The organism is Hypericibacter sp. (genome assembly GCF_050729195.1).
Classification (GTDB): domain Bacteria; phylum Pseudomonadota; class Alphaproteobacteria; order Dongiales; family Dongiaceae; genus Hypericibacter.
On sequence record NZ_JBOHKS010000035.1, the window covers coordinates 1 to 14,158 of the forward strand.

Genomic DNA, 14,158 nt, shown 5'->3' on the forward strand with positions numbered 1-14,158 from the left:
CGGCGGTCGAGCGCCGCGCCATCCAGGAATCGGCCGAGAGCGCCGGTGCCCGCCGGGTGTTCCTGATCGAGGAGCCGATGGCCGCCGCGATCGGCGCCGGCCTGCCGGTGACCGAGCCCACCGGTTCGATGGTGGTCGATATCGGCGGCGGCACGACCGAGGTCGCGGTGCTGTCGCTGGGCGGCATCGTCTATTCGCGTTCGGTGCGCGTCGGCGGCGACAAGATGGACGAGGCGATCATCGCCTATATCCGCCGTAACCATAACCTGCTGGTCGGTGAAGGCAGTGCCGAGCGCATCAAGAAGGAAATCGGCTCGGCCTGTCCGCCCGAAGACGGCGACGGCCGCGTCATGGAGATCAAGGGCCGCGACCTGATGAACGGCGTACCCAAGGAACTCGTCATCACCGAGCGTCAGATCGCCGAGAGCCTGGCCGAGCCGGTCGGGGCCATCATCGAGGCGGTCAAGGTGGCTCTCGAGCATACGGCGCCCGAACTTGCCGCCGACATCGTCGACAAGGGCATCGTGCTGACCGGTGGCGGTGCGCTGCTCTCGAACCTGGACCTCGTGCTCCGCCATTCGACCGGCCTGCCGGTCTCGATCGCGGACGATCCGCTCACCTGCGTGGCGCTCGGCACCGGTCGTTGCCTGGAGGAGATGAAGACGCTCAAGAACGTCCTCATCAATATGTATTGATTGATTCCACTCAATTTTCCTTTGCCCGATTCGGGTCTCGGGTTATCGTGAGTCGTGGAGTCGCGACGATGACGAAAAGCGATTCCCGAATGGGCATTCGCTGCGGAGGCAGGTTATGAAGCAGCGGACCGGCTCCGCGCTGCGCCTGGCCTCGCCGCTGCGGGCGTTGGTTCATCGGCTGACCCTGGTCATGGTGATGGCTGCGGCCATTGGCGTGATGGTGTTGGGTCGTGCCAATGGCCCGATGGTCTCCCAGGCCCGCACGGCGGTGTCCGATGCCGTGGCCCCGATCCTGGGCGCCCTGTCCGAGCCCGTGAGCTTCGCCGAAGGGCTGTTCGCCAATCTCGAGGAACTGGTCGATCTGCGGGCCGAGAACGCCCGCCTGCGGATCGAGCGCCAGCGTCTGGCCGAGTGGCAGACCATCGCCCAGCGCCTCGACGCCGAGAACCGCCAGCTCCGTACCATGCTGCATTTCGTGCCGGATCCGCGCTCCAGCTTCATCAGCGCGCGGGTGATCGGCGACCATACCGGCGCCTTCGTTCGCGAGGTGCTGATCGCCGCCGGCGAGAAATCGGGCCTGCGCAAGGGCCAGGCGGCCATGACCGGCGACGGTCTGGCGGGGCGCGTCAGCGAGGTCGGGACCCGCTCGGCCCGGGTGCTCCTGCTGACCGACATCAATTCCCGCGTGCCGGTCGTGGTCGAACGGACCCGCGACCGCGCCATCCTGGCCGGCGACAACTCCAACCGGCCGCAGCTGATCTATCTCAAGCCCGGCCTCGCGATCGAGGTCGGCGACCGCGTCGTCACCTCCGGCGATGGCGGGGCCTTCCCCCCGGGCCTGCCGGTCGGCGTGATCGACCGGATTTCCGACGGTGTCGTCTCGGTGACGCCCTTCGTGGACTGGGACCATATGGAATTCCTGCAGATCGTGGATTACGGCCTCGATGGCGTGCTGAGCGACGATCCGGTCGCGGCGGCGGCCAATGCGGGGGCCAGCCCGTCGGCAGGGACCCCGGTCGTGGCGCCGCCGCGCGGGCCCTGACGAGGCGGGCGCGGGGAAGCGCGCCCCAAAAGGTTCGGCGCCGAAGGCGCCTTTGGTGAATGCGGGCGCCCCAGGCGCCCCGGCTCTTAAAGGATACAACTCGGATCATGAGCTCCAGTTTCTGGCAGCGCCTCGATCTCTGGTCGCAGCGTTTATGGCCGGCCACGCTGACGCTGCTGCTGATGCTGCTGGGCTCGATTCCGCTGCCGCTGCCTTTCTGGCAGCCGATCAGCCCCAGTTTCGCGCTGATGTCGGTCTATTACTGGGCTATCCATCGCCCGACCGCCTTGCCGCTGCCGCTGGTCTTCGCCATCGGCATCCTGGCCGATTTCTTCGGCATGGCGCCGCTCGGCGTCGGCACGCTGGTCCTGGTCGTGGTCTATGCGCTCACGGTGTCTCAGCGCCGGCTTTTCATCGGCCAGCCCTTCCTGGTGGTCTGGTGGGGCTACATGATGGTCTCGGCCGGCGCCATGGTGCTGGCCTGGATCGCCACCAGCCTGCTGGACGTGACCCTGGTCGACCCCCGGCCGGCCGTCTTCAACTATCTGGTCGATCTCGGTCTCTATCCGGCCGTGGCCTATCTCTTCGCCCGCGCGCAGCGCTGGCTTCTGTCGCAGCAGGCGTGACGATGATGTCGCTCCCTGTCCCCTCGTTCCGGCGCGTCGCTTGAGCCCCCGGCCCCTCCCATGACGGTACAAAGCAACCAGCAGCTTTATCGGACCTTCACCCGTCGCGCGGCCATGCTCGGCGGCGCGCAGCTGGTGCTGCTCGGCAGCCTGGCTGCCCGGATGTATTACCTGCAGGTCGTCGAATCCGACCGCTACAAGCTGCTGGCCGAGGAGAACCGCATCAGCCTGCGTCTCCTGGCGCCGCGCCGCGGCCGCATCCTCGACCGGTTCGGCCAGCCGCTCGCGACCAACGACCAGAATTATCGCATCGTTCTGACGCCCGAGCAGACCGAGGATCTCGAGGGGACGCTGCAGTCGCTGGAGACGATCGTCTCGATCAGCGATTCGGAGCGCGCCCGGATCATGAAGGAAGTCGGGCGCAGCCGCGCCTTCGTGCCGGTGACGGTGAAGGAGAATCTCGACTGGCCGCTGGTGGCGCAGGTGGAGGTCAACACGCCCGACCTGCCCGGCGTCTCGATCGAGGTCGAGCAGAGGCGGAACTATCCCTATGGCGGCATGGTCTCCCATGTGCTGGGCTATGTCGGTGTCGTGGCCGAGGCCGAGCTGACCGGCGATCCGCTGCTCGAGCTGCCGGGCTTCCGTGTCGGCAAGAGCGGCATCGAGAAGCAATACGATACCGATCTGCGCGGCTCCGCCGGCAACAGCCAGGTCGAGGTCAACGCCGTCGGCCGCGTGATCCGCGAGCTCGCGCGCGACGAGGGCGTGCCCGGCAAGGATCTGGTCACCACGCTCGATATGGGCCTGCAGACCTTTACCCAGCAATCCCTCTCCGCCCAGCTCAGCGGGGCCGCCGTCTGCATCGACATCATGACGGGCGAGATCCTGGCGCTGGCCTCGACGCCGAGCTACGACCCGACCGCCTTCGATCGCGGCCTTACCAGTGCGGAATGGCAGGCCCTCACCACCGATCCGTTGCGGCCCCTCTCCAACAAGGCGCTCAACGGCACCTACGCGCCGGGCTCGACCTTCAAGACGGTCGTGGCCATGGCGGCGATGGAGCAGGGGATCGGCCCCGATCACACGGTCTTCTGCAACGGCGTCACCGTGCTGGGTTCGGCCCGGTTCCATTGCTGGAAGAAGCAGGGCCACGGCACGCTCGATATGATCGGCGGCATCCGCCATTCCTGCGATAGTTACTTCTACGATCTGGCCCGGCGCATCGGCATCGACCCGATCGCGGCCATGGCGCGCCGCTTCGGCCTCGGTCAGCTGACCGGCATCGACATGCCCTCGGAGAAGCCGGGCCTCATTCCCGACCGCGCCTGGAAACAGGCGACGATGGGCGATATCTGGCATCCGGGCGAATCGCTGGTCGCCGGCATCGGCCAAGGTTTCATCACGACCACGCCCTTGCAATTGGCGGTTCTGACCGCGCGTCTCTCCTCGGGCGGCTATGCGATCCAGCCCAAGCTCCATCGCGACATGGTCTTCGCCGCCGATGGCGGGGCCGCCTTGCGCGAAGGTGATAGCGGCAGCGTGCTGAAGCCGCCCTTCCCGTCGATGGGGGTTTCGCCGGAGCATCTGGCGGTCGTGCTGGAAGGCATGAACCAGGTCAGCAACGCCACCAACGGCACCGCCTACCGCGCCCGCATCACCATTCCCGGCATGGAGCTCGCCGGCAAGACTGGCACCGCCCAGGTGCGCCGCATCACCATGAGCGAGCGCAATGCCGGCGTGCGCAAGAACGAGGATCTGCCCTGGCCGCAGCGCGACCATGCGCTCTTCATCGGCTTCGCGCCGGTCCATGCGCCGCGCTATGCGGTCGCGGTCGTGATCGAGCATGGCGGCGGCGGCTCGGTGATTGCCGGCCCGATCGCCCGCGACATCCTGATCGAGGCCCAGACGCGGGACCCTGCGCGCCGGCGGCCGGCCGAGCAGATGGTCCAGAACAATGAGAGACCGGCATGATCGGACCGACCCATTTCGGCGGCACCCCCTTCGGGCGCAACGCCGCCGAGCTCTCGATCGGCCAGAAGCTGAAGCAGATCAGCTGGGGCCTGGTGCTGCTGCTGATCATGATCGCGAGCGTCGGGCTCGCCATGCTCTATTCCGCCGCCAACGGCAATATCGATCCCTGGATGTCGCGCCAGGGCGCGCGCCTGATTATCGGGCTGGGGCTGATGACCGTGGTGGCGCTGACCGACCTGCGCTTCTGGCTGCGCTGGGCCTACGCCTTCTATGCCTTCGCCTTCCTGCTGCTGGTCTATGTCGAGATCGCGGGCGAGATCGGCATGGGCGCGCAGCGCTGGATCGACTTCAGGTTCTTTCAGCTGCAGCCCTCCGAGATCATGAAGGTCGCGCTGGTCGTGGCGCTGGCACGTTATTTCCACCGGCTCGACCTCGAGGACATCAGGCGCCACCTGCCGCTGCCGCTGGTGCCGCCCTTGATGCTGGTCATGATGCCGGCGGGGTTGGTGCTGGTACAGCCCGATCTCGGCACCGCCGGCATGCTGATCCTGATCGGCGGCGTGATGTTCTTCGCGGCCGGCGTGCGGATGTGGAAGTTCATCCTGATCGGGGCGGCGGGCCTGGCGGCGCTCCCGATCGGCTGGGGCTTCATGCATGACTATCAGCGCCAGCGCGTGCTGACCTTCCTCAATCCCGAGAGCGATCCGCTGGGCTCGGGCTATCACATCATGCAGTCGAAGATCGCCTTCGGCTCCGGCGGCGTGCTGGGCAAGGGCTTCCTCATGGGGACCCAGAGCCATCTCAACTTCCTGCCCGAGCGCCAGACCGATTTCATCTTCACCATGCTGGCCGAGGAGCTGGGCATGGTCGGCGGCATCACGCTGCTCTGCCTCTACGCGTTGGTGCTGCTGTACGGCTTCATGATCGCGCTTCGGAGCCGCAACCAGTTCGGCCGGCTGCTCGCCTTCGGCATCACCTCGAGCATGTTCTTCTATGTTTTCATCAACATGGCGATGGTGATGGGCCTCATCCCCGTGGTCGGCGTGCCGCTGCCGCTGATCTCCTATGGCGGCACCTCGATGCTGTCGCTGCTGATGGGCTTCGGGCTGGTGCAGGCCGTCAACGTCAACCGCGACCTGCGGCTGGGCCAGCACGGCCAGGGCGACGAGGGCTGAGGCGACAGAGGATCGCGGATAGCTCAAGGCCTTGCGCCCGTACGCTACGCATCCGAGACGAACAAGACGTGGTGCCGGAGGCGGACTCGCGTGCCTTCAGCCGATTTGCGTCAGCACGGGGACATGCCGGAGCAGCCAGATCGAGAAGATGGACATATGTCCGGTGATCATGGCGACTCCCATGATCATCATCACGGAGCCAGCACCGAGCTGAAGCAGTCGCCCGATCCGGCCGATCGCCCTTCTCCCCCGAAGAAGGCCATCCGTGAAAATGGCGGTGACCATGAAGGGAACGCCAAGCCCCGCCGAATAGGCTGCAAGCAAGATAACGCCCGTCGCGGCCGTCGAGGAGAGTGCGCCGATCGTGAGGATGGCGCCCAGAACGGGCCCAATGCAGGGCGTCCATCCAAAGGCGAATACGAATCCGAGGATATAAGCGCCGAGCGGCCCGCCGGAGCGCAGGCTGCGGTGAATGCGCAGATCGCGTTCGAGCCAGGGTATGCGGACCAGCCCGGTCGTCACGACGCCGAACAGAATGACGATGACACCACCGGCAATGGTAGCCTCGTACCTGTAGGAGAGGAGCAGCCGGCTGATTGCGCTCGCGCTCGCGCCAAGTGCCACAAAGACCGTGGAAAAGCCGAGAACGAAATAGGCGCTCAGCAGCAGCGTTGTGAGACGGCTGCCCTGAGATCGGCCTTTCTGGTCCAGGGTATTTCCGGAAACATAGGAAATATATCCCGGCACCAGCGGCAGCACGCAGGGCGACAGGAACGAGATCGCCCCAGCCAGGAATGCCGTGAGAATCCCGACGGTGGAGGCCGCGAGCATCAATGCAACCTATCGTTCACGAGCGGCGACAATGAATCGGCGCATCGTCTCTATATCGACGAGGCCGCGGACAATTTCCCGGCCGATCACGAAGCTTGGCGTGCCCGATATGCGAAGGGCCTGAGCCAATGCCCGGTTGCGCTGGACGGCTTGATCGATCAGAGGATCCTTCATATCCGTCTTCAATCGTTCAAGATCGAGGCCCACATCGGTTGCGATCTGAAGCGTGGAACTCTCCGTGATCGCGCCCGAATACGCCATCATCGCTTTGTGGAAGATCAAGTATTTACCCTGCTTATGAGCGGCGAGCGCAGCTTGCGCCGCGAAGGTGGACCCGGGCCCCAGGATGGGAAGCTCCTTGAAGACAAGCCGCAGTCCCTTGTCGGTTTGAACGGTGGCATCGAGGATCGATGCCGCTTCACGGCAATAGGGGCAGTTGTAGTCGAAGAACTCGACCAGTGTGACATCGCCTGCGGGGTTTCCGCCGACGGGCGCAGTCGGGTCGCTGAAAATCTCATCGTGCCGGGCGAGGGTTACTGCCGCCAACTCGTCCTCCGGGGATGGGTTCTCAGTCGATTGCGCCGGCTGGAGCGGTTCCGATTCGGCCTCGTCATTGCTCAGAGTGTAGGCGTGCATTTGACGTTCGAAGCCGAGGGGCCTGACGCTGATCGGCAGGAAGCCGACCGAAACCAGTAGTGTAAAGAACGACAATCCGGCCGCGAGCGCCGACAGCATCAGGGAGATGATGACCAGCGTCTTGATTCCGCGAGAGGACTCGAATTTGCGGGACGGCGAGTCAGCGTCGGACATGACGCCACCCTTCACGGATTGCAGGGTATTGGCTGGTCGTCATGGAAGAGCGGCTCATGGCAAGCTCCGGACGGTCCTGATGAAAGCCTATTGGAACAGCGCCTTGATTCTGTCCCACAGGCCCGGCTTCGCATCTTCATGCGGTTTCGATATTCCGTTGGTCAGGGCATTGACGTAGACCACGAGATCGACCGGATCGAAATCCAGCCCGTGAAACCGGGCGCGCAAGCGCCCATCCTGGTCGATGACATGCGTCACCACCGCATGCATCTGGAGGCCGTCCGAACTCTCGACGAACTTGAGGCCATAGGCTTCGGCGATCTTCCGGGTGGTGTCCTCCGGTTGCTCCGGAGTCGTCGTCAGGAAGACCCAGTTCAAGGGATCGAGGCCGTGAGCGGCGCCGTAGTCGCGTAGCACCGGCCCGTTGTCCCGGCCGGGATCGGTCGTGATGGTGATGAACTCGACCAGATCCTTCATGGGCGTCCCGTTGATCATCTTCTGGATCTCGGCGATCCGCTCCGAATGGAGAGGGCAGACGTCGGGACAGTGCGTATAGATGAAGTTGAGGACGACGACCTTCCCGTGGAAGTCGGTCAAGCCGACCTTGCGGCCATCCGCATCCTGCAGCGTGAAACCGGGCGCCTCGCTGTCGGCCGCCTGGAAGTATTTATCCTTGCTGGTGAGCTGCTGTTGCAATTCGTCCAGGGAGTGCGACGAGGCAGCGGGCGCAAGCGCTGGGACGAGCAGGGCGGCAACAAGTGCAACTCTCAGAAACGGCATGATGTCACGGCCTCTCGAGAGGTTTCATGGGAGAATGGGCCGTGGAATTCTCGGGAAGCCCGAAGGATGATGAAAAGACTTGGGATGACGCCGGGGATTGCGGCCTTGTATCGGGAGCCGCACCGGAAGACGGCTTCGCCTCGCAAGACCGACCCGACTTCCGGTTCATGCACAGCCCGAGCGCGCACATGGCCACGCAAGGCAGCGCGCTCAGGAGAAGCGGCGCGATTCCAGCCGTTACCAACCAACGCCAGTTGAACGCCATACCAACTACGATTGCCAGGGTGGCGGCTGCGAGCAAGGCATTCCGACCGCTGAGATATCGCCTGACGAGATTGAGCGGCCGGGACCCCAAGGGAATCGGAAGAGGCTTACCGGTGTTCGGGATTGTCATGAGGATCATTCCTCCTGCTGGGGTGCGCTCGGGCTGTCGGCCTGTCGCGCGATGACCGACTCGAGCAGGGAAATCATTTCCGGGGCATCCCACTCGGCCGGGCCGACCAGCCTTCCGAGTTCCTGGCCCCGGCGATCGATCAGAAGGGTTGTGGGTATGCCGACGACGCCAAGCGCTTGGGGGGTGGCGCCGGAAGGGTGCATGTAAATCGGGAGCTGCCGGATCCCGATCTCGGCGTAGAATTTCCGCACGACATCGGGCCCACCCTCATCGATCGACAAGGCGACGACCTCGAAATCCGCGCCGCCCAGTTTGGCCTGGAGCCGGTCCAGGGTGGGCATCTCCTTCCGGCAAGGCCCGCACCAGGTCGCCCAGATGTTCAGCAACACGACCTTGCCGCGGAAGTCGGTCAGGCTCAGAGGTTTTGCCTCTGCATCCTCGAAGCGGATCTCCGGCAGAGGACGGGCTGCGTCATAAAGGACGAAATTCTGCGGCGGCTCGGCCGCCCTCGCCGGCATGAGGGCCGCGAGCAGGATGACGAGCCATGCGAAGAAGGCGCGATTCATAAGGGTCCGATCTCCCAGGCGAAAGCCATAGTCAAAGCAGCAAGGCCGGTGGCCGGCAGGACACGGACCGGCCGACGGCTCGATATGTCGCCGGCCGCCTGAGCCCGCGCGCCCGCCATCGCTTCGGCCCTCGATGAACGGTCCATCATCGTCGCCGGGCCCCGCCATTCGCCGACAGCATGGTCATTCGACGGCATAGACCGTCGGCGCCGCACCATCCTTGGTGACGGCATAGATCGTGAAAGGCCCGGTCTTGGTTCCGCCCATGCCGGGCGCCCCCATCGGCATGCCAGGCAGCGTGATTCCGGCGATCGCCGGTTTCTCCGCCAGGAGCTTGCGAACGACATCGGCCGGCACGAGGCCGTCGACCACATAGCCTTCGATCAACATGGTGTGGCAGCCTTCGAGATCTGCCGGAACCCCGGCCTTGGCGCTGATCGCGGCCAGGTCGTTGGTCGGCTTGATATCGACCTCGAAACCGTTCTGCTGCAGATAAGCCGCATAGGCCTCGCAGCAACTGCATTGCGGATTCTTGTAGAGGAGCGCGTGGATCGGTTCCGCCAACGCGGGCAACGGAGCCGTGATGAGCGCAAGGGCTGTACCGAAGTGGATGGCAATTCTCTTCATGGCAGTTCTCCTGGTTGAAGAAGCGTGAAACTCAAGCGATGCGCAAAATGGTCATCAGGCCCGCCATCTGGTGATCGATGACATGGCAGTGCAGCATCCAGTCGCCGGGATTGTCGGCGACGAAAGCGATCTCGACGGCCTCCCTGGGCGAAACCAGAACGGTGTCGCCCCATTCGCGGTGAGGCACGGGGGTGCCGTTGCGGCTCAATACCCGGAAACTGTGGCCGTGCAGATGCATCGGATGCCACCAGGCGGTCTGGTTTCGGAGCGTGAAGAGATAGCTGCGGCCCAGCTTCAGCGTCAGCAGCGGCGGCATGCCGGCCTGGCCGTCGCCGGTCATGGCGCTGCCATTGATGGCCCAGCCGGCCGAGCCCATGCCCGCCATGCTCATACCATTGCCACCGCCCATCATGCCGCCACCCGCCATGCCGCCAAGGCCGGCCATCGCTCCGCCGCCCATCATGCCGCCTTGAAGGACGAGCTCGTGGCGCTCGGCAGCGGCGAGATCCGGCTCTGGCAGGGGATTGGGTGGCAGGGGGTGAGGGGCGTCGAGCGGGTGGGTGCGCATCGGCTGCTCAGTGTCGTAAGCAAGCTCTGTCAGCGCATAGGCGAGCTCGTCATAGAAGTCGTCAGTCACACGGTAGCGCCGGCCCGGCTCGCCTTGCATATCGATGATAACATCCATGCGCATGGCTGGCCCAAGAAGCAGGCGGCCATCCTTCGGTTCGTGCGGATCGCAGGGCTGGCCGTCGATCGCCACAATCATGGGGCGATGGCCCTCGAAGCGAAGCGCCATGATTCGGGCCAGCGCACCGTTCACGAGACGCAGGCGGATGCGCTCGCCTGCGCGCACCGGCTCTCCGGCGGAGACTCTGCCGTTCAGCGTGACGGTATTGCCGATCCGCCCCGACATCATCGCTTCCATCGGGTTGCCGAAGCCGGCGGCGATCTGGCCGTCATCGGTCATCCGCCAGTCGGCGAGCATCCAGAGGAGATCGCGATCGACGACCGGCGGCTCCTGTTCTTCGATAATGAGAGCACCGGAGAGACCACGGCCGATCTGTCGAAGACTGTCGACATGCGGGTGATACCAAAAGGTTCCAGCGTCCGGCGGCGTGAATTCGTAGACGAATGTCTCGCCAGGCTTGATCGGCGGCTGGCTGATGCCGGGCACGCCATCCATCCCGATCGGCAGGCGGATGCCGTGCCAATGGATCGTCGTGCCCTCTTCGAGCCGGTTCTCGAACGTGATCCGGACCGGCTTGCCCTGTGGGAATCGCAAGACCGGTCCCGGCACTTGATCGTCATAGGCCCAGACCTGGGTTGCCGGGCGATCCTTCCCCAGCAGGAAGGCCTGACCCGACGCGGCGCTCAGGCGACGCGCGCCATCGGCGGCACGCGTCGGCCAAGGGCTCAGGGCCGTGCCTAGGACAAGGCCGGCCCCAGCGCCGAGCAAGGCCCGGCGGGACCAAAGAAAGTTGCGATTGGAAGCCACACTTCGACCCTTCGACGATCACGGGTGAGATAACGGGCGCGAGCGGCAGCTCGCGTCTCACAGCTCAAACGCCGACGTCGACCGCCCGAGGCAGCGGCGCAGCGTCAGCCGAGATCGCAGGATCGAGGAGGGTCGGGGTCGGGCGGGAATGTACCGCCGAGGAGGAGCGAGTGCTGGCGTGTAAGCGGGGCGGACGCCTGGAGGATCCTCGTTAGGATCGTCTGCGGAAGCATGGCAATCACAGGGGTGACGCAGCCGAAGCTGCAAGCGGCCATTGCCTTTGATGGACCACTGTCACCGCAGTCGTTGCAATGTCCGGAACCGTCCATACCGGACATCATCGTCATCATCTTGGCCGGCATCTCGCCAGCCTGGATGGCGGACAGGCTCATGCCCAGGGCCAGGAAGGCACCAAGCAACAGGACGAGCATTCGCCGCGAAGATGACATGGCCGGTAGCATGGCCATAAATCTGCCAGGGAACAAGCGGCCTCACGAATCTGTGACCTTGGGACGCGGCTGGGCTCGAACAGGCTTTTCAAGGAATACGATTGAATACAAGCGTTTCATCTTGGCAACCTCGGTCGCCAATGCGCGGGCATTCGATCCTTTGTCCCTTCCGTCGCACCAGACGCCCATCGAGGAACCCCGGCCATGCCCGCTTTCCAGTTCGTTCCCGGAGCGATTGCCGCCGACGAGATCGGCCGGCAGATCTTCGCTGGCGATATCCTGGTGTTTCGGCAGGTGCCTGCGCTGAAGGCGCTGGTTCGCGACATCGATGCGGTGGTCCGCGAGGGGCTGGGCGATGCCGAGCCCGAGACCGCCGAGGCACGGCTGGCGCCCGATGTCTTCCTCGCCCGCGTGCGCAAGCTGCGCAACCAGGTCCGCGCCGACAAGGCGCTGATGCAGCTGGTGGGGGAGGCGGTGGCGCAGGTGGGCCTGCCGCCCGACGACACCTATTTCGACGGGCTGCAGCTGCGCCTCGTGCCCTCCAGCGCCAGCCATCAGGGGCGCCGGATCATGCCGCTGCCGCCGCATCGCGACAGCTGGGGCTCGAACATCGCCCAGCAGATCAACTGGTGGGCGGCGCTCTATCCGCTGGCACGCAGCCGCTCGATCGTGATCTATCCGGAATACTGGGCGCGGCCGATCGAGAACAACACGGCCGACTGGGACTATCACGAGCTCAAGAAGCGCATGGCCGAAGGCCGCGCCGAAACCTATCCCGTGCTGCCGACTGCGACTGTCCCGCTCAAACCCGAGGAGGGCTGGGCGATCGTGATCGAGCCCGGCGACCTGCTCTGCTTCTCGGCCGCCCATCTCCATGGCAGCATTTCAGACGCGAGCGGGATCACCCGCTTCAGCCTGGAGACGCGCACCGTCTCGGCCTCGCATGTCCGCGCCGGTGTCGGTGCGCCGAACATCGACGGTAAGGCGCCTCGCACGACACCCGAATGGTTCGAACGGATCGGAGATGGGCAGTCGCTTTCTAAGATCCTCTCCCCATCCCCACTTGGGGAGGGAGAGAGGGCAGGGTGAGGGGGTTGTCGAACGAAGGGCGTAGTCTCGAGTGGCGTCACACCATTCTGCGGGCGCTCCCTCACCCAGCTCCGGCCAAATTTCGGCTTCGCCTCAACTAAGCCTGCGCGTCCCTCTCCCCCACTTCGTGGGGGCGAGGAAAGCTCAGAGACGCCCCGCCTCGATGATGCGCTTCAGGAACGCGCGCGTCCGTTCCTGCTGGGGGTTGCCGAAAATCTGTTCGGGCGGGCCTTCCTCATGGACCTTGCCGCCATGGAGGAAGCAGACCTTGCTGGCGACGTCGCGGGCGAACCCCATCTCGTGGGTGGCGAGGAGCATGGTCATGCCTTCCTTCGCCAGGTCGCGCACGATGTTGAGCACCTCGGAGACCAGTTCGGGGTCGAGCGCCGAGGTGATCTCGTCGAGCAGCATCACCAGGGGATCCATGGCGAGAGCGCGGACGATGGCGACGCGCTGCTGCTGGCCGCCGGAGAGCCGGTCGGGGAATTCCTTGGCCTTGGCCTCGAGCCCGATGCGCCGCAGCAGCGCCATCGCGCGATCCTCGGCTTCGGCCCGGTCCATCTTCAGCACTTTCAGCGGCGCCAGCAGCACATTCTCCAGCACGCTCATATGCGGGAACAGATTGTAGCTCTGGAACACGATGCCCACGTCGCGACGCAGTGCGTTGACGTCGACGCCGGGTCCGGTGACGCGGTCGCCATGGAGGCGGATCTCGCCGCCCTGGATCTGCTCCAGCCCGTTGATGCAGCGCAGCAGCGTCGATTTTCCACAACCGGAGGGGCCGATCAGGCAGACCACCTGATGCTCCTCGACGTTCATGCTCAAGCCATCGAAGATCCGGTGGGGTCCGAAATTCTTCTCGATCTCGATGATTTCGAGGAAGGACATGATGCCGCCCGCCTCCTCAGCCCGCCGCCCGCGTGCGCCGCTGATCGCGCTCAATCATGCGGTCGACGAAGCGGGCCTGGGGAATGGTGATGATGACGAAGAGGAAGGCGACCGTCGTCACCGACGACAGGTTGAAATGGTTGCTGGCGACGATCTTGGCCTGGTTGAAGGCATCGATGGCGCCGATCACGTTCACCAGGGCCGTGTCCTTCTGCAGGCTGATGAAATCGTTGAGGAGCGGCGGGATGATGCGGCGCACCGCCTGCGGGATCACGACATAGCGCAGGGTCTGGGCGTAGGAGAGGCCCAGCGAGCGCGCGGCCGCGGTCTGGCTCTGATGGATGCTTTCGATACCGGACCGATAGACCTCGGCGACATAGGCGCCGTAGGTCAGGGTCAGGGCCAGGATCGCGTACCATTCGAGCGGGAAGTCGCGAATGATCGGCAGGCCCGTGAGCGGCAAACCGAAGCCCACCAGATAGATCGAGATGATGGCGGGGAGCCCGCGAAACACGTCGATATAGGCGGTGGCGATCATGCGGATCGGCCGGCCCGGCTCGCCGGGGACGAGGCGCGCGATCGCGACCACCAGCCCCCAGATCAGCACGAACACCTCGGCCACGCAGAAGATGAAGACATTGACCCAGAAGGCGTTGAGCACGAGGCCGAAGGAACTGAAGATCAGCGGCAGGAAGAAGAAGGTGCGGCCGACCGCGATAT

General features: G+C 64.9%; 15 protein-coding genes. 6 read left to right on the top strand and 9 right to left on the bottom strand.

Features of this window, described 5'->3' with window-relative positions:
- The 5 genes from ACREE8_RS02730 to rodA form a co-directional block, all read left to right on the top strand.
- On the top strand, window positions 1-695 hold a 695-nt coding region (locus ACREE8_RS02730; protein ID WP_431571447.1), incomplete at its 5' end, for a rod shape-determining protein.
- Between the two features lie 115 nt (window positions 696-810).
- On the top strand, window positions 811-1,737 hold the full coding sequence (gene mreC, locus ACREE8_RS02735; RefSeq protein ID WP_431571448.1) for a rod shape-determining protein MreC: 927 nt from the start codon (window positions 811-813) through the stop codon (window positions 1,735-1,737).
- A gap of 107 nt (window positions 1,738-1,844) precedes the next feature.
- Window positions 1,845-2,363: a rod shape-determining protein MreD gene (gene mreD, locus ACREE8_RS02740; protein ID WP_431571449.1), complete on the top strand. Its 519-nt coding sequence runs from the start codon at window positions 1,845-1,847 to the stop codon at window positions 2,361-2,363.
- A gap of 60 nt (window positions 2,364-2,423) precedes the next feature.
- Window positions 2,424-4,334, top strand: coding sequence for a penicillin-binding protein 2 (gene mrdA / locus ACREE8_RS02745; RefSeq protein WP_431571450.1), 1,911 nt, complete (start codon window positions 2,424-2,426; stop codon window positions 4,332-4,334).
- Entirely contained in the window at window positions 4,331-5,509 is a 1,179-nt protein-coding gene (gene rodA, locus ACREE8_RS02750; protein WP_431571451.1) for a rod shape-determining protein RodA, read from the top strand. Before mrdA ends, rodA begins: the two co-directional genes overlap by 4 nt.
- A gap of 96 nt (window positions 5,510-5,605) precedes the next feature.
- Here rodA and ACREE8_RS02755 read toward each other — a convergent pair whose 3' ends face one another.
- The 7 genes from ACREE8_RS02755 to ACREE8_RS02785 all read right to left on the bottom strand — a co-directional run bounded on the left by ACREE8_RS02755 (window position 5,606) and on the right by ACREE8_RS02785 (window position 11,473).
- Window positions 5,606-6,340 carry a cytochrome c biogenesis CcdA family protein gene (locus tag ACREE8_RS02755; RefSeq protein ID WP_431571452.1) on the bottom strand — a complete coding sequence of 245 codons (735 nt, stop codon included), beginning with the start codon at window positions 6,338-6,340 and terminating at the stop codon, window positions 5,606-5,608.
- Window positions 6,341-6,349: 9 nt separating this feature from the next.
- A complete protein-coding gene (locus ACREE8_RS02760; RefSeq protein WP_431571453.1) occupies window positions 6,350-7,150 on the bottom strand; it encodes a DsbA family protein in 801 nt (266 codons plus the stop codon).
- Window positions 7,151-7,237: 87 nt separating this feature from the next.
- Entirely contained in the window at window positions 7,238-7,846 is a 609-nt protein-coding gene (locus ACREE8_RS02765) for an SCO family protein (RefSeq protein WP_431571454.1), read from the bottom strand.
- Between the two features lie 483 nt (window positions 7,847-8,329).
- Entirely contained in the window at window positions 8,330-8,890 is a 561-nt protein-coding gene (locus ACREE8_RS02770) for a TlpA family protein disulfide reductase (protein ID WP_431571455.1), read from the bottom strand.
- Between the two features lie 183 nt (window positions 8,891-9,073).
- Window positions 9,074-9,517 (bottom strand): DUF411 domain-containing protein, encoded by a 444-nt coding sequence (locus ACREE8_RS02775; protein ID WP_431571456.1) that lies wholly within the window; start codon window positions 9,515-9,517, stop codon window positions 9,074-9,076.
- Window positions 9,518-9,548: 31 nt separating this feature from the next.
- Complete coding sequence (locus ACREE8_RS02780; RefSeq protein ID WP_431571457.1) at window positions 9,549-11,012, bottom strand: multicopper oxidase family protein; 1,464 nt, start codon at window positions 11,010-11,012, stop codon at window positions 9,549-9,551.
- Window positions 11,013-11,116: 104 nt separating this feature from the next.
- Window positions 11,117-11,473 carry a hypothetical protein gene (locus tag ACREE8_RS02785; RefSeq protein WP_431571458.1) on the bottom strand — a complete coding sequence of 119 codons (357 nt, stop codon included), beginning with the start codon at window positions 11,471-11,473 and terminating at the stop codon, window positions 11,117-11,119.
- A gap of 192 nt (window positions 11,474-11,665) precedes the next feature.
- Here ACREE8_RS02785 and ACREE8_RS02790 point away from each other — a divergent pair, with 192 nt between their 5' ends.
- Window positions 11,666-12,550: a hypothetical protein gene (locus tag ACREE8_RS02790; protein WP_431571459.1), complete on the top strand. Its 885-nt coding sequence runs from the start codon at window positions 11,666-11,668 to the stop codon at window positions 12,548-12,550.
- Window positions 12,551-12,694: 144 nt separating this feature from the next.
- Here ACREE8_RS02790 and ACREE8_RS02795 read toward each other — a convergent pair whose 3' ends face one another.
- Together ACREE8_RS02795 and ACREE8_RS02800 are read right to left on the bottom strand one after the other, a co-directional pair.
- On the bottom strand, window positions 12,695-13,438 hold the full coding sequence (locus ACREE8_RS02795) for an amino acid ABC transporter ATP-binding protein (RefSeq protein WP_431571460.1): 744 nt from the start codon (window positions 13,436-13,438) through the stop codon (window positions 12,695-12,697).
- Between the two features lie 16 nt (window positions 13,439-13,454).
- Window positions 13,455-14,158 (bottom strand): amino acid ABC transporter permease (locus ACREE8_RS02800; RefSeq protein ID WP_431571461.1); only part of this gene is annotated, 704 nt, incomplete at its 5' end.

What these genes read in the sequence shown, in the direction of transcription:
- mreC (WP_431571448.1), top strand. Translation starts at nt 811, where the DNA reads ATGAAGCAGCGGACCGGCTCCGCGCTGCGCCTGGCCTCGCCGCTGCGG.
- mreD (WP_431571449.1), top strand. Translation starts at nt 1,845, where the DNA reads ATGAGCTCCAGTTTCTGGCAGCGCCTCGATCTCTGGTCGCAGCGTTTA.
- mrdA (WP_431571450.1), top strand. Translation starts at nt 2,424, where the DNA reads ATGACGGTACAAAGCAACCAGCAGCTTTATCGGACCTTCACCCGTCGC.
- rodA (WP_431571451.1), top strand. Translation starts at nt 4,331, where the DNA reads ATGATCGGACCGACCCATTTCGGCGGCACCCCCTTCGGGCGCAACGCC.
- ACREE8_RS02755 (WP_431571452.1), bottom strand. Translation starts at nt 6,340, where the DNA reads ATGCTCGCGGCCTCCACCGTCGGGATTCTCACGGCATTCCTGGCTGGG.
- ACREE8_RS02760 (WP_431571453.1), bottom strand. Translation starts at nt 7,150, where the DNA reads ATGTCCGACGCTGACTCGCCGTCCCGCAAATTCGAGTCCTCTCGCGGA.
- ACREE8_RS02770 (WP_431571455.1), bottom strand. Translation starts at nt 8,890, where the DNA reads ATGAATCGCGCCTTCTTCGCATGGCTCGTCATCCTGCTCGCGGCCCTC.
- ACREE8_RS02775 (WP_431571456.1), bottom strand. Translation starts at nt 9,517, where the DNA reads ATGAAGAGAATTGCCATCCACTTCGGTACAGCCCTTGCGCTCATCACG.
- ACREE8_RS02785 (WP_431571458.1), bottom strand. Translation starts at nt 11,473, where the DNA reads ATGCTACCGGCCATGTCATCTTCGCGGCGAATGCTCGTCCTGTTGCTT.
- ACREE8_RS02790 (WP_431571459.1), top strand. Translation starts at nt 11,666, where the DNA reads ATGCCCGCTTTCCAGTTCGTTCCCGGAGCGATTGCCGCCGACGAGATC.
- ACREE8_RS02795 (WP_431571460.1), bottom strand. Translation starts at nt 13,438, where the DNA reads ATGTCCTTCCTCGAAATCATCGAGATCGAGAAGAATTTCGGACCCCAC.